This window comes from Halorussus halobius, from assembly GCF_004765805.1.
Classification (GTDB): domain Archaea; phylum Halobacteriota; class Halobacteria; order Halobacteriales; family Haladaptataceae; genus Halorussus; species Halorussus halobius.
In genome coordinates, this window is record NZ_ML219773.1 from 1,162,295 (window position 1) to 1,186,990 (window position 24,696).

Sequence of the window (24,696 nt, forward strand, 5' to 3'; positions counted from 1 at the left end):
GACCGCGAGCGGGGTCGACCTCGGCGCGCCGCCCGACGTCGGCGGGCGAGTCGACACCGGGGCCGCTATTGGTCGTCGGACGGGGGCGTGTACGCTCGAAACTCGCGTCCGATGGTCTCGTCCGGGCGCAGGCGGTAGTACGCGAGCGTGATGTCCTCCGAGTCCGCCCCCGGATAGACGTTGAGCGTCGGTATCGAGGCGTTTTCCGCGATAGCAGTCTCGGCGCGAGCCCGTTCGTCCTCGGCGATGGGCTCGACGGTGCCTTCGACGAGGACGCTCCGCGCCGGAACCTCCGAGTACACCGTGAACGTCGCCGTCTCCGTCGTTTCCAGAAACGCCATCTTCTTGCTGTCCGCCGTGTAGGCGAACTGAAAGTACAGGCGGTCGCGTTCGTCGTCGTACCCGAACGATTCCGGAATCGAGTAGGCCTCCGTCCCGTCGGTGAGCGCCAGGACGCCCACACCCTCCTCGCGCAGTAAGGTTTCACATTCGTCCTCAGTCAGACTCGAAGTCACATGCGGGGGTGGAACGGCGACCTCGAATATGTTGCGGTTGGGTCTCGACTTCGGTGCCCGCTTGTGTCACCAGTAGAGGGTCTCTCGCGACCGGGCGCGAACGTCCTGACGACGGCCGCGGCCCCCGACGGGGCCGTGAGGAGTGGCCCAGCGAAACCGTGTCCCCCGCTCGTCCCGACCCGCCTCCGACTCGTGAGCCACGACCGGCGCGGCGAGGGGTCGGTCACCGCCACGTCACGATACGCTCCGGAGCGGGCTCGTACGGCCGGCGCGAGTTCGGACGCGCCACGGCGCTGTTTCGCTCGCGGGACGTCCCGGTCGGGGCCGTCCGGCGAGCCGTCGGGTCGCGCCCGCGAGCGACGGTCCGGGCGATAGCTCACGGCGCGTAGTTCGCCACCCAGTAGCCCGCGTACAGCGCGAGCAAGAGTACCCCCTCGATTCGACCGACCGCGCCCCGCGAGAGGACGACCAGCACGGCCGCCAGCGAGACGAGGAAGAACGGCCAGTGGACCCCGAAGACGGGACTCGCGAGGTCCAGCGGGCGGAGTATCGCTATCACGCCCACGTTGGCGGTGACGAAGAAGAGTACGCTCCCGACGACGTTGCCGACGCCCACCTCCGGGCGGCCCTCCCGGACGGGTTCGACCGTGAGCAACAGCTCCTCGAGGCTGGCCACGAAGCTCATCACGGTCGCGCCGAACGCCAGCCCCGCGAGGCCGAACGCGTCGAGGACGGCGCGCGCGCCAGTCACCGCGAGCTCCGAGCCGACCGTCATCCCGACCACCGCGAGCGCGACGGCCGCGAGGTCCCGAGGGCTGCGGTCGGTCCCGTCGTCGGCCTCGCCCACCCCGTCTACCTCGGCGTCCTCGGCCTCCAGATACCGGGTCGTCCGCCGGGCCTCCCACCGGTAGACCGCCCAGACGAGCGGGACGAACGCGACCACGAGGACGAGGCCGTCGAACCGGGAGACGGTGCCGTCGGCGCTCGCCGCGAGGAACGGCGCGGGCGAGGCCGCCGTCAGCGCGAGGTACTCCCGGGGCGTCTCGGTCGCGAAGGGGTCGACCACGCCCGCGAGCCCGACCGCCGCGCCGAGGACGAACAGCGCCTCGCCGAACACGGTTCCGAGCGCCACGTCCGGCAGGTCGCCCGCCGCCGCCGCGACCCCCAGCACCGCGTTCTCGAGGTCGACTCCGGCGAGGACGACCGTGAGCAGGAACGTCGAGACGCCGATTCCCGCGGCGGCCTCCGCGACGTGTTCGACGAACGCCTCGACGCTCCAGACCACCAGCGCGAGGCCGGCCAGAAACAGCGCGACCGACACCGCCGGCGAAGCCACCATGCGCGTCCGGATTCGACGGTGAAGGGGAAAAGTCCGGGGGCGAGGCTCGGTGGCGTCGCGTTCCGGTTCGACGCCGAACGGTTCGATGCCGAACGGTTTAGGGCGTGCCCGACCGAACCCCGACCCATGACAGTTCGCCACGACGGTATCACTGCGGAGTGGCTCGGCTACGCCGGCCTGCGACTCGAAGCGGGCGACGGCACGGTCGTCTACCTCGACCCCGGCCGGTACGGCACCCTCACGGGCGAGTGGGAGCCGGACTCGCCGGACGCGGCCCATCCCGAGCCGCGCGACTACCGACCGGAGGACGGCGACCTCGTCCTCGTCACCCACGACCACCACTACGACTCCGACGCCATCCGGCGGGTGGCCGGCGAGGACGCCACCGCGGTCGTCTACGAGGCGGTGTACCCGCCCGAAATCGACCGCGAGGGCGGACGCGTCGACGACCTGCCCTGCGAGGTCGTCCGGGTCGGCGAGGCCGAGGACCGACTGTTCGGCGACGTGATAGTCCGGACCGTCCCCGCCTACAACGAGCCCGACGGCCCGCACACCGGGCCGGACGGCGAGCCGTTCCACCCCGAGGGGTTCGGCGTCGGCTACCACGTCACGCTCCCCGCCGGGGCGGGAAGCTCCGGCGAGGACGGCGGCGGAGACGACCGCGTGACCGCGTTCTGGCCGGGCGACACCGACGCCCTGCCGGGCCACGCCGAACTCGACGTCTCGTTGTTCTGCCCGCCCATCGGCGGGTCGTTCACGATGGACCGCCGCGAGGCGGCCGACCTCGCCGAGGCGATGGACCCCGACCTCGTGCTGCCGGTTCACTACGACACGTTCGGGGCGCTCGAAACCGACTCGGGCGCGTTCGCGGCCGACGTGGCGGGGCGGGGCGTTCCCGTGGTGCTGGACGAGGACTGAGCGCGCCGGCGGCCTCGCGGCCGCCGGCGCGCGGACGCCCCCGGACGTTTTATGTGTCAGGTCGTCGAATACTACGCATGGTCCGGACCGCCCTGATAGACCCGCTCGTCCGATACTCCCTCCTCGCGGCCATCGTCACCGTCACGGCGGCGTATCTGGTCGTCGGCACGGGACTCCCGCTGGTCGTCCTCGCGGTCGCCGGCAGCATCCTCGTGGTCCTCGGCGCGGGCGAAACCGACGAGGTGCCCGCGTCCGCGGTCGCGGGGGCCGAACGCGGCGGCGAGGTCGATACCGTCGAGTCCGGAGCCCTCGAAGGAATAGAACTGACGCCGAGGTCGAGTCCCGACCACTCGCTTCCGGCGAAGGTCCTGTTCTACGGCGTCGGCCTCGTGGTCTGGGACGTGGTCGGAATCGCGATGCTGATGGGGTGAGTTCAGGCGTCTCGCTCGGGCGCGCCCTCCCGCAAGAGTGCCGGGTACACCTCCGCCCGGAGCGTCTCCCGGACGCCGTCGGCGAGCCCGTCCATCCCCTCGGCGACCTCGCGCTCGCTGGCCCCGAGCACCGCCGAGAGCACCAGTCGGGCGAGCGCGTCCGGGTCGACGTCGGCCCGGAAGACGCCCCGCTCGACGCCGTCGGCCACGACGTCCGCGACGAGGCCGAAGTTGTCGCGGTCGTGGTCGGCCAGCGTCTCGCGGAACGCCTCGTCGCGGAGCGCGAGCAGTTGCAACTCCAGGAACGCGCGCTGGAGCTCGGCGGGGTACGCCTCGGTTCCGACCGTGAAGTAGTCGAGGAGGTCGTCGAGCCGGTCGAGCGGGTGGTCGGCGTCCGACTCCTCGACCGCGTCGTCGAGCAACCCGACGAGGAAGTCGAGGTAGGCCCCGACGAGGTTGCGCTTGGTGTCGTAGTGGTAGGTCAACAGCGAGTGGCTCTTGGTGGACTCGGCCGCGATGTCCCGCATCCCGAGGTCGGCGTATCCGTGCTCGACCAGCGCCTCGTGGGTCGCCCACATCAGTTCCTCGTGGCTCTCGGGTCGGTCGTCGGCGGGCACGGTCACGTCGGCGCGTCGGAGCCGTCGGTAGCTGGGGCGCGGTCCTCGCGACCGGCGTGGTCGGGGCGCTCGGGGTCCACGAGGTGGTAGAGCGGTTCCGCGTCGGCCAACTGCGGTTCGCCCGCGGTCACGGCGTCGAACGCGCGGACGAACTCGGCCAGCCCGTCGGTCTCGCCCTCGGGGTCGTCGACGAGGGCGTCGAACACGTCTTTCACCTGCTCGCCGTCCTCGGCTTCGATGTAGTACAGCACGTAGTCGCCGTCCTCGCGGTGCTGGAGGAACGCCGATTCGGTGTGGACGCCCTCCGACCGTAGCACGTCGACGACGGCCTGGTCGTCGGCCATTCGGTCGATTTCCGCGAACAGCTCGCGGGCACGGTCGACTCGCCCGGGTTCGAGCGCCTGCTCGACGAGTATCGCGTCGGTCATGTGACTGTACAGTCGTACAGTAGCAGCCTAAAGGTTACGATTCCTCCCGGTCCCGCGCCGAACAGGGCCGAACGCGTCGGTTCGGTCGACGACGACGCGCGACCGACGCTCCCGACGACCGGCCCGAGACCGAACGCGCCGGCGTCGGAGCGCGTCGAGGAGCGGTCCGGCGTCGCCCGACTCGGGGCGGGACAGCACAACCTACTTGGTCGGCGCGACAAATTGCTGAAGTATGGGTTCCCGTTCCGTTCCGAACTTCTGTTCGCACTGCGGCGCGTCGCTGTCGCCCGGCGACGCGTTCTGCTCGCAGTGCGGGACTAGCGTCGGTCGCGGCGGTGACGGTCGCGACGGCGGCGGTGGCGGTCGCGGCGGTGGCGGCCGCAGTGGCGGTCGCGGCGGTGGCGGTTTCGGGGGCACGAGCGGCGGCGCTGGCGTCGACGCTCCCGGCGGCGTCGGCACCTCGGACCCGACGCGGAGCACCGACTTTCGCCGCCGAATCGAGGACCTCACCGCCGAAGGGTGGGAGGTAGAACACGACTACGGCGACCGCGTCGTCATGGTCGACCGGGGATTCGGCTCGTGGGGCGTCCACCTCCTCCTGCTGGTGTTCACGGGCGGACTCGGCAACATCCCCTACGCGTGGTACTACTACTCGACGCGAAGCGACCGCATCGAACTCTACGCCGACGGGACCGACCGATACGTCGCGGGCGGCGACGCGGAGCGCGACGACGCCGACGAGTCCGAGACGACGGCGGGCAGCGTCGTACTCAGCTTCTTCGCCGCGCTGATCGGGTTCGGCATCCTCAGCGGCGGCGTGTCGAGTCTCGTGGGGTTCTTCGTTGGCGTGAGTAGCCTCCTGCTCGCGCTGTACGCGCTCCCGCCGGTCCGCGAGCGCCTCCACGACCGCGAGTCGGTCGACACGTTCGGCCCGATTCGCTCGACCGACGAGGAAGTCGTCGACGCGCCGGAGACGCCGTGCACCGCCTGCTCTCGCCCGGTCGACACCGGCGTCAAGCGGACGTTCCACGAGACGTTCTACCTCGCGGGCGTCCCGATCTCGCGCGAGGAGAAGGGCCAGAACCACTACTGTCGGTCGTGCGCGCAGGGCGACCCGTTCACCGAGAACGACGTCGAGGACGACGAGGCCGAGACCGCGTTCGAGTTTTAACCGTTCGGTCTACACGACGCCCATCTCGTCGAGCCGCTCGGGCAGGTAGGTCTCGGTCACGAAGTCGAGCCCGTGGGAGGCCAGCGACTGCTGTTCGGACTTCTTGTCGATGTCGAGCTGGAGCTCTATCTGCTCCTCCCAGTAGTCGGTCTGGAACCGCGGGTCCTCCAGTTCGGATTCGAGGGCGTTGACGTCCGAGTCGCTGAGCGGGTCGGTCGGCAGGTCGTACTCCACGATGTCCTCGGGCTGGATGCCGATGAACGTCGCCTCGGGCGTGGCCAGATACTCGCTGAGGTGGGCGGACTTGATGGAGCCGTAGGCCACCGAGCCGTAGATGCGGTACGACCACGGGTCGCCGTCCGTGAACACCGTCACCGGCAGACCGAGTTCGTCGTGGAGGCGCTTGGTGAGCCGGCGGGTCGCCCGCGCGGGCTGGCCGCCGAGGTGGACCACGATGGCGTCGTACTCGTCGTCGAAGCCGTTCTCGACCAGCCGGTCGCGCATGCCGCCGGTCTCGACGCACAGCACGAAGTCGGCGTCGTTGTCGAGGAACTCGATGGTGTCGGGGTTGTTCGGAATCTGGTAGCCGCCCTGTCCGACGTCGTCCTGACAGTGAATCTCGCGGTCGCCCCGGTTGGTCTGCTCGCGGAGGAGCAGCGGCCCCATCACCTTCGCGCCCGACTCCTCCGGGCGCATGTGGAAGTCCTCGCGGGTGACCTCCGAGACGATTTCGAGGTCCTCGATGAGCTGGTTCGACTCGTCCTGGGAGTTGAACTGGGCCTCCTCGACGTCCCAGCTCTCGGAGAGGTAGTACAGCTCCCGCAGGGTCGACGACCGGTCCTGGTCGAGTTGCTCGGCCAGGAAGTCGATGGTGTACACCGCCTTCAGCAGCTTGCGCGCGCCCCGGACGCTGTTGGCGCTCCGGGTCGACTCGCGCTCGCCGTACACCCACACGTCCTCCTCTTCGTCGAAGACGATGTTGCTCTTGGTCCGCGTGGGGACCGACATCTCGGGTATCTCGCCGCGCTGGAACTGGTCGTAGAACTCCGCCGCGAGGTCGACCAGCTTCTCCTGGGCCTCCGCTTCGTTGTCTGCGCTCATGTGTTGTTAGTGAGTTTGGGGGCTTCGATTCCGTCCACGTTCGCTTCGGCGAATTCGGCGTCCGGTTCCACCCGGTACGTCAGGGTTTCCGTCTCACCGCTTCCGACGGTCGGTTCCCACTTGACGAACCACTCGTCGTCCATGGGGACCGCCTGTGCGCCGTCCGAGAGGTCCGACGGCTCGGCGAAGACGATTTCCGTGACCTCCAGGTCGGCGTTGGAGCCGGAGTTGTTCTCGACCACGAGCTCCACCTCGCCGTCCTCGACCTCTCGCTCGACGAGGACGTTGTTCATGATGCGGGCCATCGCGTCCTCGTACTCGGGTTCGCCCTCGTCGGTCACGTCGGCCAGCTTCTCTGCCATCTTCGGCAGGATGGAGGCGATGACGCTCTGTTTTTTCTTGCGCTTCTGGAGGGACTTGCGCTTGTTGAGATACGACTTGAGCTCCCTCGCCGCCTCGCGAATCGCCAGCTCTATCTCGTCCTCGATTTCGGGCACGTTGGCCACCGCGTCCTTGCTCTCGCTGGTGAACGGCACGTTGGTCGAGGCCACGTGGACCATGATGACCGCCGGACCGTTCGGGATGCCCGAACCGCCGGGCTGGTCGAGGTTGTAGTTGCGCCAGCCGATGGACTTGACGACGTCCGTGGTGGCGCAGGCCCCGCGCTGGTAGACCAGCGGGACCCGGTTCGCAAAGCGGAGCACCTCGGCCTGTCCCTCGGCTTCGAGGTCGCCGCCGTAGGCGATGCCCGCCTCCACGATGAACGGGTCGCCGCCGTGGACCTCGGCGTCGCGGGTCGACGCCGCGTAGAAGTCGGCGTCGTACTCCTTCCGGAGGCCGGCCTCCACGAGGTCGTCGGTGATGGGCGACAGGCAGTTGGTCGGCGGCGCGATGATGTCGGTCGCCTTCATCGCGTCGAGCAGGTCGCTGGCGGCGTCGCGGTCGTCCACGAACTCGCGGACCTTCGGCACGTCGTCGGGCACCGTGACCATCGTGTTCCAGACCTCCATCACGACGTTCTCGCGGGCGGTGTCGCCGACGGTGGCGTCGTCGTACTCCTCGGTCTGGTCGGCGGCGCGGTCGACGTACTCGACGAGGGTCGCGTGGGTCGCGCGGTCGCGCTCGCGCCCCTTCTCGAACCGCTTGGCGAGTCGCTCGGCCAGCCCGTGGACCGTCTCGTCGTCCTTCCGGGTGCTGGTGGCCGCGTCGACCAGCGCGTAGAGGTCGCTCGTCCGGTCGTCGGTGAGTCGCTCCCACGCGGCCTCGACCGCGTTCTCTTGGACCGTGTCGCCGAACGTCGCGTCGTGGTCGTCGCCCACCTCCTCGGCGACCTCGGAGACGATTCCGACCAGTTCGTGGTGGGCCAGGCGGTCGCGGGCGCAGACGGCGTCGGCGACCGCGTCGCCGAACGCGGCGGTGGCGTCCTTGCCCTTGTTGGCGACCGCGTCGGCGACGGCGCGCGCGAGGTCGGACTGCTCGTGGCTTTGGGGCGGCGTCCACGCGGCCTCCCGGCCGACGTGGCGGTCCCGGAACTCGTCGAGGATGGAGTCGGCGGTCTTGCGACCGACCCGGGTGAACTCCTCCTGGACGAACCCCGAGACGCTGTGGGAGTCGGTCGCCGCCAGCATCTTGAGGACGGTGCCGAGTTCCACGCCGTGGGGGTGTGGCCGTATCTCCTCGGTCTCGGCGGGGAGTTCGGCCCCGTCGGCCCGCTCGAACTGCCGGGGCTCGTCCATGCTGGGCTCCTGAAACGTGATGCGGGCGTGGGGGTTGACGACGGCCGTGTGCTTGACGTACTGGAGGAGCTGTGACCGGGCGCGCATGTTGGCCTCCATCTCCAGTTCGATGCGGGTGCCGTGCGTGTGGTTGACGTGTTTTCCGGGCGGCGGCGAGTCCGATTCGTCTTTGATCTCGGGCTCGTTCTCGTCGGTGTCGATGACGAGTTCGAGGTAGCGTTCGCTCCCGGACTCGGTCTTGCTGGTCACCTTCGCCGGCTTGCCGGAGGTCAACTGCGAGTACAGCACAGCCGCCGAGATACCGATGCCCTGCTGGCCGCGACTGTTCTTGACGCTGAGCGCACCGTCGTTTGCGACGACGAAGTTTTCGTCTGCTCCCGTCGCACCCGGAACCGAGATGTCGTAGACGTACTCCGGTGGGTCGGTCGCCTCGACGTTCTCCACTCGTAGTAGACACATATCGGAGTCGGTGAGACCGTGAAGGTTCTGCACCGTTTCCCAGAGTGCTGTCAACTCCTCCGTTGGCCGGTGGTCGTCGTCGAGAAGCCCCATCTCCCTGAGGTTGTGGACGTACCGTGGCTTCTCGACGTACTCGCCCGCTATCGCATCTTCGATAAGTGACCGATACACCTCCGCGTGGTCGATATCCGACCCGACGCCAGCTCCCAGTAACAGACCGGGAACGGTATCCGGGACGGTTTCTCGTGACGTGTCTTCGACCCGAACGTCGTCGAGAAGGGAGACTGGAATGCGTTTGTACTGCTGCTCGCCCGGCCGAGTCTGCGTCTCGAACACGTCTCCCAGGGTCACGTCCTCGCCGTACACTTTCGTTCGATACGTCGTCGCCGAGTCGTCGGCGTACCCGCTGGCGTTTTCGACGACCTCCGTACTCGCCAGTACCCCCTGCATATTCCAGAGGACCGAAAGCTGTCGAGCCAACGTCTCGCTCGTCGTGGTGTGTGAGAGTTCGTTGCCCGGATACGAGTCCGACCCGTCTCCTTGGTAGAGCGCGGCGATGAACTGGCGCTGGCGTTCGGGGTCGGCCTCGAAGACGAACTCCGGGACACGTTTGTTACTGGCAGCGTCGCCACAGCGGTTTTTGAGGAACATCGCCAACGGTGACCCGAACGCTTTCACGCGGGTCGAGTTGCGTTCCCGCTCGACCGTCGTTGTCGAACCGCCGACGCCCGCGACCGCCCGTTCAGTCGCCTCGACCAACGTCGACTCGTGAGAGCCGAACGTGAGGCCGATTTGTCGGTCGTCGGCGTGCCCCTCCGAAATGTAGTAGGCGACAAGCTCCATGAAGGACTCCGAGAGTTCGACGGTGACCGGTATCGTGGTCGTCTCACCACCGACTTGATACGTTTTGAACTCGCAGTCGGCGGCCCTGTCTTCCCAGCCGAGTTCCAGCACTTTCTCCGCGGGGAGATACCCCTTCTCGATGTAGTTTTGCTCCAAACTGTCACGAAGTATTTCGACGCCGTCGTACCGGTAGTAGTACCGCTTTCGGCCGCTGTCCTCGGACGGTTTCCGACGCACCGTCTCGCCCGACCGAATGTCGGCCAACGTCTCCTCGTCGAACCCGTAGACGTACACTCGTCTGTCTTCGAGTTGGTCGGCCGTGAGATGGTTCAGCAGGTTCACCTCCGACGTCGTCTCGTCGAAACCGGGGAGCCTTCGCGGAGCGAGAATCGTCTCTCCCGCCGCGAGTTCTCCGGCGTTGACCTCCCTCGTATCGCCGTCCTTCGTGACGCTGAACAGGCTGTGGTTCCCCGTGACCTCGACGGTGCGTCCCTTCTCGGTCGTGATCTCGTAGGTCCGCTCGTCCGTCTCGTGACGGATAGCGTGCGTGACCGACTCCCACGACATCTCGTGACTGTCTCGGGTGAACGACGGGACCTCTATCTCGTCCGGAATCGGAGCCGTTCCCGCCCCGTCTTGGGGCAGATAGGCGTCACACAGCATCCCGATAGGGACGAAATCGACCTCGCCGTTTCGTCGTACCAACAGTCGCTGGTCGGGCGTCAACGACTGCTCTCGGCTGTGAAATCGCGAGCCGTACAGCAGCTTCCCGAACACCTTGGGTACCTCCTCTTTTGTGATGCCCGGGCCGTTGTCCTCGATTACGAGCGTGTAGTAGTCGCCCGCGTCGTCTATCCTCACGGAGATGTCGGGCTTCTCGCCGGCCTCCTCGGTCGCGTCGAGGGCGTTGTCGACCGCCTCCTTGACTGCCGTCACCAGCGCTCGGGCCCCGCTGTCGAACCCGAGCATGTGCTTGTTCTTCTCGAAGAACTCGGCGATAGATATCTGGCGCTGGCTCTCGGCCAGCTCCTCGGCGACCCCCTCCTCGTCGCCGAGCGTCGACTGGATGGATGGCATTCGTGCGTAGTCCGTAGCCGCGTGGACGTTAAAGGTGTCTCGGTGGCGCGAAGTGAAAGTGAAAGTGTCGACGGACCCCGCTCCCGTAGGCCGATTCCGGCCGGTCGACGTCGCTGACCAGCGAGACGCTAGCTTCCGCCGATGCCCAGCGGACGACCTCACCGCCCCGCACTACACCGCCCGCCCCGACGCCGCACCGCGCGCTCCCGCCACGGGCGAAAATCACCTATGGCTGCCCGCCGTAGACCGACGAACGCGATGGTGGGGGACGAGACGAGTCTGCGAGCGGCCGACGAGTCGAACCGCGAGCCCCGCGGCGGGCGCGAGCCCGCGATAGCTCTCGACGACGTGACCGTCGACTTCGGGGCGGTCCGGGCGCTCGCGGACGTGAGCCTCCGGGTCGAGGACGGCGAGTTCGTCACGGTCATCGGCCCCTCGGGCTGTGGCAAGACCACGCTGCTCCGGACGGTCGGCGGCTTGCAAGAGCCGACCGCCGGGACGGTGCGGGTGGCCGGCGAGACGCCCGAGCGCGCTCGCCGGGCGGGCGCGTTCGGCTTCGTGTTCCAGCACCACGCCCTGCTGCCGTGGAAGTCGGCGCTGGACAACGTCGTCTTCCTCCGGCGGCTGGCCGGGAAACCCCCCGACCGGGAGCGGGCGCGGGACCTGCTGGGGACGCTCGGCCTCGCGGGATTCGAGGACGCCCGGCCGGCCGAGCTCTCGGGCGGGATGGCCCAGCGGGTCGCCATCGCCCGCGCGCTCCACCTCGGCGCGGACGTGCTGTTGATGGACGAGCCGTTCGGCGAACTCGACGAACTCACCCGCGAGGAGATGGGCGTCGAGGTCCGGCGGGTGTGGCGCGACCGCCGGAAGACCGTGGTGTTCGTGACCCACAGCGTCCCCGAGGCGGTCTTTCTCGCCGACAGGTGCGTCGTGATGAGCGACGCGCCGGGCGAGGTCGCGGGCGCGTTCGACGTCGACCTGCCCCGGCCCCGCGACGAGTCGGTGTACGGCACCGAACCGTTCCAGCGACAGGTCGCGGCGGTCCGGACCGCGCTCCACGACGGGGACGGCGGGCGATGAGCTACGCCGACCGGGTCCCGGCCGCCCGCGTCTCGCTGCCGGTCGCGGCGCTCGCGGCGGGCGTGGCGGCGTGGTGGGCGCTGGTCGCCGTCTTCGAGGTGCCACCGTACCTGCTGCCCGCGCCTGGTGCGGTCGCTGCGCGACTCGTCGGCCAGCCGGACCTCTACGTCCGGAGCGCGCGGGCCACGCTCCGGACCGTCCTCGCCGGGGGCGCTGTCGGCGTCTGCGCCGGGTTCGGCGCGGCCGCCGTGGTGGCCACCTCGTCGGTCCTCCGGCGCGCGCTCTACCCGTATCTCGTCACCGCGCGCGTGTTGCCGAAGGTCGCCGTCGCGCCCCTCCTGCTGGTGTATCTGGGCACCGGGACGGGGACGGCGCTGGCGTTCGTCGCGCTGGTCTCGTTTTTCCCGACGTTCGTGAGTTCGGCCGCGGGCCTCCGGGGGACGCCCGAGGCGTACCTCGACCTGCTCCGCTCGGTGGACGCGGGTCGAGTCGAGACCCTCGCCTTCGTCCGGATTCCGGCGGCCCTGCCCGCCATCTTCGCCGGCCTCAAGCAGTCGGCGGCGCTCGCGGTCGTCGGTGCCGTGGTCGCCGAGTGGATAGTGACCGACGAGGGCCTGGGGTACCTCGTCCTCGTGGGCGCGGAGAACGTCCAGACCGACCTCGTGATGGCGGCGGTCGTCGTCCTCTTCGTCGAGGGAATGGCGGTGTACGGACTGGTCGCGGCGGTCGAGAACCGGGTGTCGTGGCAGTAACACCCCCCAGTCGTCCGCTCCCTACCCCCTGTCGAATCGGCGCTCGACCAGCGCGGGAATCAGATAGAACCCCACGCCCAGCGCCGCCAGCACGCCGAGCGCGGCCACCATCCGGGCGGTCCGGAGGTACGTCGAGGCCCGGAACACCTCGTAGCCGATGCCGGCGTCGAGCGCGAGGAACTCCGCGACCACCGCGCCGACGACCGCCGCCACGGTGGCTATCTTCAGCCCGGCGAACGCGTGGGGTGCGGCGGCCGGGAGCCGGACGCGGAGGAACTGCTGGATTCGCGACGCGCCGACCGAGCGCGCGAGCGCCACGTACTCCTCGGGCGTGGCGCACAACCCCTGATAGGTCGCTATCGTCACGGGGAACACCGCGAGCGTGGCCGCCAGCAGCGCGCGCGCCGGCACGCCGTCGCCGGCCCACCGGAACAGCAGCGGCGCGACCGCGACGGCGGGGACGATGCGGAGCGCGACCACGTACGGCCGGACGACCGTCGCGGCGGTCTCGGAGGCGGCCATCGCCACCGCGAGCGCCCCACCGACGCTCGCGCCCCCGAGGACCCCCAGTCCGACCGTCACCGCCGTCACGCCGGCGGCGTCGAGCAGGGTCGGCCAGTGGGTCGCGAGCGCGCCCGCGACGTCGCCGGGGCTCGGGAACACGACGGTCGGGAGCGCGGTGAATCGCGCGGTCGCCCACCACGCCGCGAGGACGAGTCCGGCCACCAGCAGGGGCGGCGTCGCCCGCTGCGCGACCGCGCCGGTGCGACTCGCGAGCGAGCGCGTGGCCACCGCTCCGGCCGAGCGCGCGCGCCCGGCGTCCTCGGGCGGGGCCCGGGACGAGTGGGACGGCGGCCCTGACGCCATCAGTTACCGCCCGTCGTGGTCGGGTCGGTCCCGTCCGACGTGGTCGTCCGGTCGCCGTCCGTCGCGGTGGTGTCGGTTCCGGTCGCGGTCCCCTCGCCGACCGAGACGCGCGAGGCGTAGTCGCCCACGTACGCGCTCTCGGCGTCGAGGTACTCGTTGGTCCACGTCGATTCGGGGTCGACTTCGCCGCCGAGCAGGTCGGCGTCGGCCAGCGCCTCGTAGGTCCTCGCCCACGGGTCGGGCTCGCTCCATCCCCAGCCGTTCTCGCGGACGGCCGGCGAGACGAGGTAGCCCCGGGCCATCTCGACCCACTTCTCGCGCTCGACCGCCCGGGACTCCGCCAGCGAGGGATTCGCCGCTATCAGGAGGTCGACCGCCTCGTCGGGGTTCTCGGTCGCCCACGCCGCGCCCCGGGCGGTCCCGGTCAGGAAGGCTCGCACCGCGTCGGGGTTCTCGTCGACGAAGTCGGGATCGGCGGCGACGACGTGGCCGTACGAGGGGATGGCGTCCGCGACCGAAATCGAGGACACCTCGGTCCCGTCCTGGCGCGCGGTCACGGCGTCGCCGAACACGCCGCCCGCCGCGTCGACGTCGCCAGCGAGCAACTGCTGGACCGTGTCGAACCCGGAGTCGACCATCTCAACCTCCGAGAGCACGCCTCCCCGCTCGAGCATGAGCCGCGTGAGAACCCGGACCATCCCGGGGCCGGTGCCGACCGTCCGGCCCGCGAGCTGGTCGACACTCGTCAACTCCTCGCCGAAGGTCTCGCGCGTGGTGAACACCACGACCGGACTGCGCTGCATCACGACGCCGACCGCCACCGGCGAGAGGTCGCGCGTGTTGATATTGAGTAGCTGGTCGGCGCTCGTGATCGCCAGCGGCGCGTTGCCCAGCCCGGCTTGCCGCGCCGAGAAGTCCGACCCCTGCCCGCTCTCGATGCCGGCGAGTTCGAGGCCGGCCTCCTCGTAGAAGCCGCGCTCGGACGCGACGTAGTAGGGGACGTGCAGGCCGTTGGGTCGCCAGTTGAGCAGCAGCGACGCGCTCGTCGCGTTCTGACCCGCCGGCGGCCCGACCGCCCCCGTCGTCCCGACCCCGCCCGTCAGTCCGACCGCGCTCGCACCCACTGCACGAAGAATCCGTCGTCGTGTCTCCCCCATGTTTCCACAGGAGGCACGGCTGTCGGGCGTAAAATAGTTCGGGCAGAGTGGGGCCGTCGTCAGGACTCGGTCGTGGTTTCCTCGCCCGTGGCGGTTCCCTCGTCGGTCGCACCGCTCCGCGCCTCGGCCTTCGTCGTCTCGGTCGCCGTCTCGTCGCCGTCGGCGGTCGCCGCGTCGTCCGTCGCCGTCTCCTCCGCACTCCCGTCGGTCGCAGTCGTCTCCTCTGTCGCAGTCGCGTCGTCGGTCGCGTTGCTCTCGTCGTCGACTTCGGTCGCTGTATCCTCAGCGTCGGTCTCGGCCGCAGCCGTCTCCGTCTCGGCCTCTGCGTCGGTCGCCGACTCGCCGACCGGCGCGCCGGCCACGGAGAGGTCGGCGAGGTCGACGCTCTCGATTTCGGCTGTCTCGGCGCTCAGCGCGGGCTGGTCGCTCTCGTCGGCGTCACCGTCGGACTGGTCGTCCTCGGCCGACTGGTCGCTCGCGCTCGCCGCCGTGGAGACGTTCTCGGCCGCGTCGCTACGCACGGTCGCCCGCTCGACCGCGAGGCCCTCGACCGTCTGGTTCTGGAGGACCGCGCGGTCGATAACGAGCCGGGTCCGTATCTCCAGCGGTCCGGTCTCGTTCAGCAGTGCGTCGGCCAGCGACTCGTCGCGGACCGTGACGTTCGTCAGCGCGAGGTCGGTGGTCTCGCCGGTCAGCTCGGCGCGGTCGAGCGCGACGTCGGCGTAGGTCTCGTTGCTCGCGTTCCCCTCGTCGGTCGCGTTCAGCACCGTGAGCTCGCCGAACTCGGCGTCGAGGACGGTGACGTTGCGGACGACCAGCCGCTCGAACGTGACGTTGCTGGCGGTCAGGTTCGTGGCGTCGCTCGCGGCCGTCTGGTCGGCCTGCTCGGTCTGGTCGGCCTGTTCGGTCTGGTCGGCTTCGGTGGTTTCGCCCTCGGTGGTCTGGCCGTCAGCCTCGGCCGCCGTTTCCTCGCCCGCGGTGGTTCCCTCGTCGGTGGCACCGCTGCGCGCCTCGGCTTTGGTCGTCTCTGTCGTCGTCTCGTTCGCCTGGCTCGTCTCCTGCTCTGCGGTCGTGTCTTGGGCGGCGACCGCCGACGCGTCGGTCGCCGAACCGGTCGCGCCGACGCCGACGACGGCACCGGCCGCGACCAGTAGCACTGTGGCGACCAGCACGGTCGCTGTGGTTCTGTCTGTCATTCCGCGACCGGCTACGCCGAGGCGCGGGATAAACGACCGACTCCGTTTTCCCCGGCCGGAACGACCGTCCGAACCGTTTCGCGGTCTGGCTCGGGTTTCCTCGCGAGCGAGCCCGGTAACGCGGACGTAACGACTGCTTCGATGCCTGCGCCGCGCGCTGGCTCGTCCGCTGGGGGTGAGGTGCGATTGCTCCCTGAGATGCTGTGCGGTTGTTCACTGGGATACTGTGCGGTTGCTGTTTCCCCGAGGCTCAAGCAGTAGCTAGGTCGTTATCGTTCGGAAGACGGGACGGAGCTAACCGGAAGCGGACTACTGCTTGAGCCGACGAGTAACCGTGACCGAACCGCGACCGCACCGCAACCGCGACAGCACTGCAACCGCGACCGCACCGCAACCGCACGGACGCGACCGAACTACTCCTCGAAGCCGCCCGACGACCACACCGTAATCTCGTCGTCGGCCGCGACCGCGACGTACTGGGTGCCCTCGCTGGGGTCGTCCCAGACGACCGGCGCGGGCGTGATGCGGTCGGCGTCGGTGTCGGCGCTCCAGATGCGCTCGCCCGTCCCGGCGTCGAGGGCGTAGACGTGCCCGCCCGAGGAGGGGACGAACACCACGCCCCCGCCGGTCGCGGTCGTTCCGCCGGGCCAGATGCGCCAGTGGGACCACGACGGGTCGACGTCGGGGAGTTCGGTGCGCCACGCGAGGTCGCCGGTCGCGGGGTCGACCGCCTGCACGAACGCGGTGTGGGACGTGTCCTCGGAGGCGAGCCGGGAGCCGCCCTCCGCCAGCGAGATGTCGCCCTCGGTGTCGTACTCCCAGTCGGGGTCGTAGGACACCCGCTGGGCCGCGTCGACCGCCGCGACGTACCGCAGCCCGGTGTCGGGGTCGTAGGCGCACGGCGGCCACTCGGTCGCGCCGATGGTGCCCGGCCAGCACGTCCCGGCGTTCTCCTCGCCCCGCGGCGGGAGCGCGAGGAAGTCGTCGGCCCACTCGTGGTCCTGCCTGGACCACGCCGCCGTGCGTTCGAGCAGTCGCCCGGTCTCGGCGTCGTACACGTAGGTCCAGCCCGCCTTCTGGTCGGTCGAGACCGCCCGCCGCGTCTCGCCGTCGACCTCCAGGTCGAAGACGGTCGGCGTGTCGTGGCTGTCGTAGTCCCACAGCTCGTGGGGGAGCTGCTGGCTCGCCCACTCTAGCTCGCCCGAGTCGAGGTCGATGGCGACGATGGAGTTCGAGTGCTTGTTCGGCCCCGGTCGGACGATGCCGTTCATCATCGGACAGGGGTTGCCCACCGCGTAGAAGACGTTGCTCGTCTCGGGGTCGATAGCCGGACTCATCCACGGCGCGTTGCTGGCGAACCGCCAGCTGTCGCCGACCCACTCGTCTTTCGGTGCCAGGTTGACCCGCCAGTCGACCGCACCGGACTCGGCGTCGACCGCCGAGGCCACGCACCAGCCGCCGAAGTCGCCGCTCATGCCGACGTGGACCTGCCCGTCGTAGGCGACCGGAGCCTGCGAGATGGACATCCGCCTGGGCTGGTCCATCTCCTCGAGCTGTTCGTCGGTGAGCATCAGCGTCTCCCACTCCTTCTCGCCGGTGTAGCGGTTCAGCGCGACGAGGTACGTGTCGGTCGTGGCGAAAAACACCTTGTCCTGCCACACCGCCACGCCCCGGTTGCGGCCGGTCTGGCCCGCGTTGTCGCCCGGCAGCGCGTACTTGAACTGCCAGTACTTCTCGCCGGTCCGGGCGTCGGCCGCGACCACGGCGAGGTTGCTCGTGGTGTAGTACATCACCGGCGGGTCCGACGGGACGATTACCGGGTTCGTCTCGATGCCCGCGCTGTCGGTCGGAATCGTGTACTGCCGTTCGAGCGACGAGACGGTGTCGGCGTCGAGCTGGTCGGCCGGCGTGTAGCCGCGCTGGCCCAGCCCCTTGTCGTACACCAGCCACGAGTCGCGCCGGTCGGCGTCGTCGCGGAGCAGTTCGGTCGTCACCGCCATCCGGGGCATGGGCTCGTCGGCCGCGCCCGGCCCCTCGGGTTGCCGTCGCTCGGTCGACTGCGTGCCGCCACCGCCGCCGCTCCCGCCGGACACCGCCACGTCGCCGACCATCGAGTTGGGGTGGACGGTGCAGATGTACTGGGCCATCTCCTCGGTGGCCTCGAACGTCAGGGTGTAGGTCTCGCCCTGCTGGGCGAACACCTCCGTCCCGACGATGCGGTCGCCGTCCCCGTTCTGAATCACGAAGTCGTGGGGCGCGCCGTCGACGTTCTCCCAGACCACCCGATACCGATTGCCGGCTTCGAGTTCCATCGTCGGGTTGGTCTCGCCCTCGATGCTCGACGGTGCCCGTCCCGTCCACCCGGCTATCGCGCCGCCGAACGAGAACTCGGCGTCGACGTCCTGGACGTCGAATCGGACGTGCTCGTCCTCGCCGCGAGCCTCCGGGCCGGTGTCGATGTAGTGGGGTCGCTCCTCCGGTTCTATCTCCTCGGTCTCGGGGTCGATGTCTGCGGTCATGTCAGGCTCGCACCTCCTCGGTTATCCAGTAGGCGTCCGGCAGCAGGCGGTTCTGTGCGACGGCCTGAAGCGCGAAGCCGCTCGACAGCAGGCCGGCGAGTTCGTCGTCGGCGGTGGCCTCGCCCGCCGCGATTCGGCGCGCCCCGTCGAGCATCAGGTCGAAGCCGGCGGCCATCGCGCGGGCGTCCCACGTCGCGTCGGCCACGACGTCGTCGGTCAGCAGGACGGCGTTGGTCCAGAGGTGCTGGTCCAGGTCTTCTAACCACAGCAGGACGCCGCCGGCCGCCGCCTCCGTCATCGGCGGGACGTACTCGGCGAACTCCATCCGCTCGCGGGGGAGGTCGTCGGTGGCGACCCAGTGGCGGTCCCCGAGCCGCTCGCGGTGGCTCACCACGGTCGCCAGCAGGTCGACCAGTTCCTCCTGTGCGAACTCGAGGTCCGCCAGCGGCCCGGCGAGTTCCTCGGAGACCACGAACCGGCGGACGCTGTCCTCGACGTAGCCGGGCGTGAACTCGGGGAGTCGCTCGGTCGTGCTCTCGAAGAACCCCACCTCGGCGAGGTGGTCGTAGGCGGGTCGGGCGGCCGCCGCGACCGCCCCGAACTCGTCGCGTGGCCCCGACTCCTCGGCCGGGAGGCCGCGCTCGGGGACCGCCGTCAGTCCGGCTGTCGCCCCTGCGAGCCCGACGTGGGCGTCCGCGAGCGTGCCCGCGTCGAGGCTCCCCGCGAGGTCGCTTCGAATCCCCTCGCCCACGGACGCGAGTTCGTCGGTCGTCGCGGTGCCGACGGCCTCGCGCACGTCGTCCAACGTCGCTCCCCCGGCCGCGACCGCGCTTCCGACGCCCAGCGCCGCCAGGAACTCCCGACGCTGGTCGTCCGAGACTGTTCGCTCTCTCTGAGCGTGTACCATGCACCTACACACCGGGCCGGGCGGTGATAAGCGGCCGAGACCGTTCTCTCGGTTCCGCAGTTCAAGCCGAGGTTCGCGCGAATCGAACGGTCACGGCCACGCGAGTTGGTCGACGGGCCACAGCTCCCGGACGCCGTCCGGCGGCGCTCCCGACGTAACCGGTCGTTTCTTCGCGGTATCGCGGCCGTCTCTCGGGACCGGGGTCGGACCGAGCCGGGACCGGCACCGCCGGTCCCGCGCTCGTGTCGACACACCCGTCGAGCGGCCGGGGCGTAATCGACGCGTACCCCGTTGGCGAGCGCGACCATCGCGGATTTACGTCCGGTATTCGAGGTGTCTCCCGCCGGGCCGCCGCCGCTGTCGACTCCCGGACTACGCCGCCGAGGCCGAGCGCGGTGGGCTGGGTTGTGCTGTCGGCTCTGCTCGCGTAATTCCGGCGTTCCGCGCGCGCGTGCGAGGGATTTATTAGAGTGGAACGGCTACCCCGAATCAGGTTTTATGAGTCAGGAAAGCGAATACGGGGCCGGGCAGATTCAAGTTCTCGAAGGCCTACAGGCCGTGCGGAAGCGCCCGGCGATGTATATCGGCTCTACCGACGCGAGAGGCCTCCATCACCTCGTGTTCGAGGTGGTCGACAACTCCATCGACGAGGCGCTCGCGGGCTACTGCGACGCCATCGAGGTGACCGTCCACGACGACGGGACGGTGAGCGTCGCCGACGACGGCCGGGGCATCCCCGTCGACACCCACGACGAGTACGACAAGCCCGCCGTCGAGGTCATCCTCACGGTCCTCCACGCCGGCGGGAAGTTCGACAACAAGTCCTATCAGGTCTCGGGCGGCCTCCACGGCGTCGGCGTCTCGGTGGTCAACGCCCTCTCCGAACACCTCGAAGTCGAGGTCAGACGCGACGGCGCGGTCTGGCACCAGGAGTTCGCGCAGGGCGAACCCGCCGGCCCGCTTGAACGCGTCCGGGACCTCGAAGACGACGAGTCGACCGGGACCGCCATCCGGTTCCGGCCGGACACCGACATCTTCGAGACCGACGAGTTCAGCTACTCGACGCTGGAGAGCCGACTGCGCGAACTCGCCTTTCTCAACTCGGGCGTCTGCATCGAACTGACCGACGAGCGCGAGGGCGGCGACGCCGACACCTTCGAGTACGAGGGCGGCATCCGGGAGTTCGTCGAGTACCTCAACGAGACCAAGACGCCCCTCCACGAGGAGGTCATCTACTTCGAGGACGAGGACCAGAACATACAGGTGGAGGTGGCGATGCAGGCCACCGACGAGCTACAGGGCTCCATCCACGCGTTCGCAAACAACATCAACACCCGCGAGGGCGGCACCCACCTCACCGGGTTCAAGACCGCGCTCACCCGCTACGTCAACGACTACGCCGACGACAACGACCTGCTGGGCGACCTCGACGAGAACCTCACGGGCGAGGACGTCCGCGAGGGGCTGACCGCCGTCGTCTCGGTCAAGCATCCCGACCCGCAGTTCGAGGGCCAGACCAAGACCAAACTCGGCAACAGCGAGGTCCGGGGCATCGTCGAGTCGGCCATCCACGACGGGCTGGCGACCTACTTCGAGGAGAACCCCCGGACCGCAGAGGCCATCGTCTCGAAGGCCGTCGAGGCCGCGAAGGCCCGGAAGGCCGCCAAGAAGGCCGAGGAGCTGACCCGGCGGAAGAACGCGCTCGAATCGACCGCCCTGCCCGGCAAGCTCGCGGACTGCCAGACCCGCGACCCCACCGAAGCCGAACTGTTCGTCGTGGAGGGCGACAGCGCCGGGGGAAGCGCCAAGCAGGCCCGCGACCGGGAGTTCCAGGCCATCCTCCCGCTCTTTGGCAAGGTGCTCAACGTCGAGAAGCACCGGCTCGACAAGGTGCTCGAAAACGACAAGATACGCCACTTCATCACGGCTCTCGGCACGGGCATCGGCGAGGAGTTCGACATCGAGGACGCGCGCTATCACAAGATAATCATCATGTCCGACGCCGACGTGGACGGCGCGCACATCCGGACGCTGTATCTGACGCTCCTCTATCGATACATGAAGCCGCTGCTCGAAGCGGGGTACGTCTACGCGGCCCAGCCGCCGCTGTACCGCATCCGCCACCGCGGCGAGACCTACGACGTAATGACCGAGGCCGAGCGCGAGCGCGTCGTCGCCGAGGAGTGCGACGGCGAGCCCGACCAGATACAGCGGTTCAAGGGGCTCGGGGAGATGAACCCCGAACAGCTGTGGGACACCACGATGAACCCCGAGAACCGCATCCTGAAACAGGTCACCATCGAGGACGCGGCGGCCGCCGACAAGATGTTCTCGGTGCTGATGGGCGACGCGGTCGAGCCGCGAAAGCAGTTCATCAAAGAGCACGCCAGCGAGGCCGACTGGGTCGACATCTGAGAGAGTCACTTCGACACACACCATGAGCACGGATTCATCCGACCTCCCAGAGGAGGTCGCAGAGCGGGTACAGAACGTCCGCGTCGAGGACGAGATGGAGCAGAGCTACATCGACTACGCGATGAGCGTCATCGCGGGGCGGGCGCTGCCTGACGTGCGCGACGGGCTGAAGCCGGTCCACCGGCGCATCCTCTACGCGATGCATCGGTCGGGCATCACCAGCGGCGCGAGCCACCGCAAGTCCTCGAACATCGTGGGCGACACGATGGGCGACTTCCACCCCCACGGCGACCAGTCCATCTACGACGCGCTGGCCCGGATGGCACAGGACTTCTCGATGCGGTATCCGCTGGTCGACGGGCAGGGCAACTTCGGGAGCGTGGACGGCGACCCGCCGGCCGCCATGCGGTACACCGAGGCCCGGATGGCCCCCATCGCCGAGGAACTGCTGGCCGACATCGACATGGACACCGTCGACTGGCAGCCCAACTACGACGACCGGCTCCAGGAGCCGGAGGTGCTGCCCTCGGCGTTCCCGAACCTCCTCGTGAACGGCTCGTCGGGCATCGCGGTCGGCATGTCGACCAACATCCCGCCGCACAACCTCGGCGAGGTAATCGACGCGACGGTCGAACTTATCGAGAACCCCGACGCCACCGTCGAGGACCTGATGGACCACGTCAAGGGACCGGACTTCCCGACCGGCGCGAACATCGTGGGCCGGAACGCGGTCCACGCCGCGTACAAGACCGGTCGAGGCCGCGTCCGGGTGCGAGCGGAGTACGAGGTCGAGTCCCGCGAGAACGGGAGCGACCGCATCGTCATCACCGAGCTCCCTTACCAGACCAACAAGGCCCGACTGGTCGAGAAGATCGCCGACGCGGTCAACGAGGGGTCCATCGAGGGCATCCGGGACCTGCGCGACGAGTCCGACCGCGACGGCATCCGCATCGTGGTCGAGCTGAAGTCCAACGCGATAACCGAGGTCGTCGAGAACAAGCTGCTGGAGAGTTACCTCGAAAAGACCTTCGGCGTCATCAACCTCGCGCTGGTCGACGGCGAACCCAAGGTGCTGTCGCTCAAGGAGACGCTGCGACACTACCTCGACCACCGCAAGGAGGTCGTGCGCCGCCGGAGCCAGTACGAACTCGACGAGGCCGAGGACCGCGCCCACATCCTCGAAGGGCGACTGACGGCGCTCGAAAACGCCGACGACGTCGTCGACATCATCCAGGACGCCGAGGACCGCGACGAGGCCAAGGCCGACCTGCAGGCGGCCTACGACTTCTCGGGCGAGCAGGTCGACCACATCGTCCGGATGCAACTCGGCAGCCTCACGTCGATGGAGGCGGCCGAAATCGAGGGCGAGTACGAGGAGGTCCAGGCCCGCATCGAGCGGCTTCGGACCATCCTCGACGACGAGTCGGAACTCCTCTCGGTGGTCAAGGAGGAACTGCTCGAAGTCAAAGACGAGTACGACGACGAGCGCCGGACCTCGTTCATCGAGAACACCGACGAGGTGACCCGCGAGGACCTCATCGCCGAGGAGGACGTGGTCGTGGTCGTGACCGAGCAGGACTACGTCAAGCGGATGCCCGCAGCCCAGTTCGACGCCCAGAACCGCGGCGGCAAGGGCATCATCGGCGGCGACCTCAAGGAGGGCGACCGGGTGTCGAAGGTGTTCCGCGCCAACACCCACGACTACCTGCTCTGTTTCACGAATCAGGGGCAGGTCTACCGGCTCAAGACCTACGAGATTCCCGAACGCTCCCGGACCGCCCGGGGCAAGTCGGCGGTCAACCTGCTCGACCTGGACGACGGCGAGGAGATAACCGCCGTGGTCGACACCGACGAGTTCGGCGACGAGGAGTGTCTGAGCATGGTGACCCGGGACGGTTACGTCAAGCGGACCGCCGCCTCGGAGTTCGAGAACATCCTCTCGACCGGCATCATCGCCGCGAAACTGGAGGACGGCGACGAACTCGTGGACGTGAAGGTGACCGACGGGTCGACCGACCTGCTCGTCGCCACGCGCGGCGGGCGAGCCATCCGGTTCGACGAGAGCGAGGCCCGCGAGATGGGCCGAAACGCCCGCGGCGTCCGGGGGGTCGAACTCCGCGGCGACGAGGTGGCCGGGCTGGTCGCGGTCGGCGAGGCCGAGGACCGCGACCTGCTGACCGTGACCGAGAACGGGTACGGCAAGCGGACGCCCCTCTCGGAGTACCGCAAGCAGTCGCGCAACGGCTACGGCCTCGCGGACATCGACACCGGCGACCGCAACGGCGACGTGACGGCGGTCGAGGCGGTCGCGCCCGACGACCACCTCGTCATCATGAGCGACGACGGCCAGATCATGCGCATCCGCGCGGCCGACATCTCGGCGGTCGGTCGGAACACGATGGGCGTGACGGTGATGGACCTCGAAGGCGACGACCGCGTGGCCAGCGTGGACGTGATTCCGAGCGCGGGCGGCGAGCAGTAAGACTCGTCAACGACTGCGGTCAACTATTTCTGCGACCTCCCACAGGTCGGCGACCTCGTAGGTCGGGTCGACAGATAGCTCGACGCCCTCGCAGTGGTCGCGTCGGACGAACGCCGAGTCGAGTCCCGCCCGTCGCGCGGCCTCCACGTCGCTCTCGCTGTCGCCGACGAACAGCGCGGCGTCGGCCCCGAGATCGGCCAGCGCGCGGTCGAGATAGTGGGTGTTCGGCTTCTTCCGGCGGACGCTCTCGACCGACCGTTCCCGGCCGTAGTACGTGTCGAACCGGTCCGCGAACGCGAAGGACTCCACGACGAACTCGATGGTCTCGTGCTGGTTGGAACTCACGACGCCGAGGTCGCGGTCGAGGTCGGCCAGCGCCGCCACGTCGTCGTAGCGGTCCCGGTCGCCGTCCCGGAACTCCTCGCGCTGGGCGCGCGAGGCGTGGCGGTCGCGGGCCGCCCAGAACGCCGATTGGTCGACGCCGTAGGCACCGCAGACGTCGGCCAGCAGGTCTGGCGTCACGCCGTACGCGACCGCCTCGACGTGGTCGGGGTCGGGGTCGTCGACGCCCACGGCCCGGAACGCCGACTCGGCGGCCGACTCCAGCGTCGCCCTGGCCGGCGGTTCCACCAGTACGCCGTCGTTGTCGAACAGGACCGCGTCGTACTCGGTCATCTTCGGTTCCC

19 protein-coding genes are annotated in these 24,696 nt (G+C 69.2%); 7 read left to right on the plus strand and 12 right to left on the minus strand.

Translation table 11 applies throughout. From position 1 onward, the window contains the following. Window positions 1–65: 65 nt before the first annotated feature. Together EPL03_RS05935 and EPL03_RS05940 are read right to left on the minus strand one after the other, a co-directional pair. On the minus strand, window positions 66–515 hold the full coding sequence (locus EPL03_RS05935; protein WP_135828396.1) for a pyridoxamine 5'-phosphate oxidase family protein: 450 nt from the start codon (window positions 513–515) through the stop codon (window positions 66–68). A 376-nt stretch (window positions 516–891) separates the two neighbouring features. Further along, window positions 892–1,854, minus strand: coding sequence for a sodium:calcium antiporter (locus EPL03_RS05940; protein ID WP_135828397.1), 963 nt, complete (start codon window positions 1,852–1,854; stop codon window positions 892–894). A gap of 126 nt (window positions 1,855–1,980) precedes the next feature. Between EPL03_RS05940 and EPL03_RS05945 the strand changes: the two genes are divergently transcribed. Further along, window positions 1,981–2,772: an MBL fold metallo-hydrolase gene (locus tag EPL03_RS05945; RefSeq protein WP_135828398.1), complete on the plus strand. Its 792-nt coding sequence runs from the start codon at window positions 1,981–1,983 to the stop codon at window positions 2,770–2,772. 77 nt (window positions 2,773–2,849) lie between these two features. Further along, a complete protein-coding gene (locus EPL03_RS05950) occupies window positions 2,850–3,203 on the plus strand; it encodes a hypothetical protein (RefSeq protein ID WP_135828399.1) in 354 nt (117 codons plus the stop codon). A gap of 2 nt (window positions 3,204–3,205) precedes the next feature. Here EPL03_RS05950 and EPL03_RS05955 read toward each other — a convergent pair whose 3' ends face one another. Together EPL03_RS05955 and EPL03_RS05960 are read right to left on the minus strand one after the other, a co-directional pair. Then, complete coding sequence (locus EPL03_RS05955; RefSeq protein WP_135828400.1) at window positions 3,206–3,826, minus strand: TetR/AcrR family transcriptional regulator; 621 nt, start codon at window positions 3,824–3,826, stop codon at window positions 3,206–3,208. Beyond that, on the minus strand, window positions 3,823–4,248 hold the full coding sequence (locus EPL03_RS05960; protein ID WP_135828401.1) for a DUF6176 family protein: 426 nt from the start codon (window positions 4,246–4,248) through the stop codon (window positions 3,823–3,825). Before EPL03_RS05960 ends, EPL03_RS05955 begins: the two co-directional genes overlap by 4 nt. A gap of 232 nt (window positions 4,249–4,480) precedes the next feature. Between EPL03_RS05960 and EPL03_RS05965 the strand changes: the two genes are divergently transcribed. Then, on the plus strand, window positions 4,481–5,419 hold the full coding sequence (locus EPL03_RS05965; protein WP_135828402.1) for a zinc ribbon domain-containing protein: 939 nt from the start codon (window positions 4,481–4,483) through the stop codon (window positions 5,417–5,419). Between the two features lie 9 nt (window positions 5,420–5,428). Here EPL03_RS05965 and EPL03_RS05970 read toward each other — a convergent pair whose 3' ends face one another. Together EPL03_RS05970 and EPL03_RS05975 are read right to left on the minus strand one after the other, a co-directional pair. Next, on the minus strand, window positions 5,429–6,520 hold the full coding sequence (locus EPL03_RS05970) for a DNA topoisomerase IV subunit A (protein ID WP_135828403.1): 1,092 nt from the start codon (window positions 6,518–6,520) through the stop codon (window positions 5,429–5,431). Next, window positions 6,517–10,635: a DNA topoisomerase VI subunit B gene (locus tag EPL03_RS05975; protein ID WP_135828404.1), complete on the minus strand. Its 4,119-nt coding sequence runs from the start codon at window positions 10,633–10,635 to the stop codon at window positions 6,517–6,519. Before EPL03_RS05975 ends, EPL03_RS05970 begins: the two co-directional genes overlap by 4 nt. A 258-nt stretch (window positions 10,636–10,893) precedes the next feature. Here EPL03_RS05975 and EPL03_RS05980 point away from each other — a divergent pair, with 258 nt between their 5' ends. Both EPL03_RS05980 and EPL03_RS05985 read left to right on the plus strand, forming a co-directional pair. Then, window positions 10,894–11,715, plus strand: coding sequence for an ABC transporter ATP-binding protein (locus tag EPL03_RS05980; protein WP_135828405.1), 822 nt, complete (start codon window positions 10,894–10,896; stop codon window positions 11,713–11,715). Continuing rightward, window positions 11,712–12,467 carry an ABC transporter permease gene (locus EPL03_RS05985; protein ID WP_135828406.1) on the plus strand — a complete coding sequence of 252 codons (756 nt, stop codon included), beginning with the start codon at window positions 11,712–11,714 and terminating at the stop codon, window positions 12,465–12,467. The genes EPL03_RS05980 and EPL03_RS05985 overlap by 4 nt, the downstream gene beginning before the upstream one ends. A gap of 21 nt (window positions 12,468–12,488) precedes the next feature. On the opposite strand, the gene EPL03_RS05990 is transcribed toward EPL03_RS05985, so the two are convergent. The 5 genes from EPL03_RS05990 to EPL03_RS06010 form a co-directional block, all read right to left on the minus strand. Next, the gene (locus EPL03_RS05990) at window positions 12,489–13,334 is read right to left on the minus strand and encodes an ABC transporter permease (protein ID WP_135828407.1); all 846 of its coding nucleotides are present in this window, start codon (window positions 13,332–13,334) and stop codon (window positions 12,489–12,491) included. Next, the gene (locus EPL03_RS05995) at window positions 13,334–14,491 is read right to left on the minus strand and encodes an ABC transporter substrate-binding protein (protein WP_135828408.1); all 1,158 of its coding nucleotides are present in this window, start codon (window positions 14,489–14,491) and stop codon (window positions 13,334–13,336) included. Before EPL03_RS05995 ends, EPL03_RS05990 begins: the two co-directional genes overlap by 1 nt. A 59-nt stretch (window positions 14,492–14,550) precedes the next feature. Continuing rightward, window positions 14,551–15,687 (minus strand): hypothetical protein, encoded by a 1,137-nt coding sequence (locus tag EPL03_RS06000; protein ID WP_135828409.1) that lies wholly within the window; start codon window positions 15,685–15,687, stop codon window positions 14,551–14,553. Window positions 15,688–16,100: 413 nt separating this feature from the next. Next, the gene (locus EPL03_RS06005) at window positions 16,101–18,206 is read right to left on the minus strand and encodes an outer membrane protein assembly factor BamB family protein (protein WP_135828410.1); all 2,106 of its coding nucleotides are present in this window, start codon (window positions 18,204–18,206) and stop codon (window positions 16,101–16,103) included. A gap of 1 nt (window position 18,207) precedes the next feature. Further along, on the minus strand, window positions 18,208–19,113 hold the full coding sequence (locus EPL03_RS06010) for a hypothetical protein (protein ID WP_135828411.1): 906 nt from the start codon (window positions 19,111–19,113) through the stop codon (window positions 18,208–18,210). Window positions 19,114–19,611: 498 nt separating this feature from the next. On the opposite strand from EPL03_RS06010, the gene gyrB reads away from it, so the two are divergent. Continuing rightward, a complete protein-coding gene (gene gyrB / locus EPL03_RS06015) occupies window positions 19,612–21,528 on the plus strand; it encodes a DNA topoisomerase (ATP-hydrolyzing) subunit B (RefSeq protein ID WP_135828412.1) in 1,917 nt (638 codons plus the stop codon). A gap of 22 nt (window positions 21,529–21,550) precedes the next feature. Further along, entirely contained in the window at window positions 21,551–24,010 is a 2,460-nt protein-coding gene (gyrA, locus tag EPL03_RS06020) for a DNA gyrase subunit A (RefSeq protein ID WP_135828413.1), read from the plus strand. 6 nt (window positions 24,011–24,016) lie between these two features. On the opposite strand, the gene EPL03_RS06025 is transcribed toward gyrA, so the two are convergent. Next, complete coding sequence (locus tag EPL03_RS06025; RefSeq protein ID WP_135828414.1) at window positions 24,017–24,685, minus strand: HAD family hydrolase; 669 nt, start codon at window positions 24,683–24,685, stop codon at window positions 24,017–24,019. Window positions 24,686–24,696: the final 11 nt, after the last annotated feature.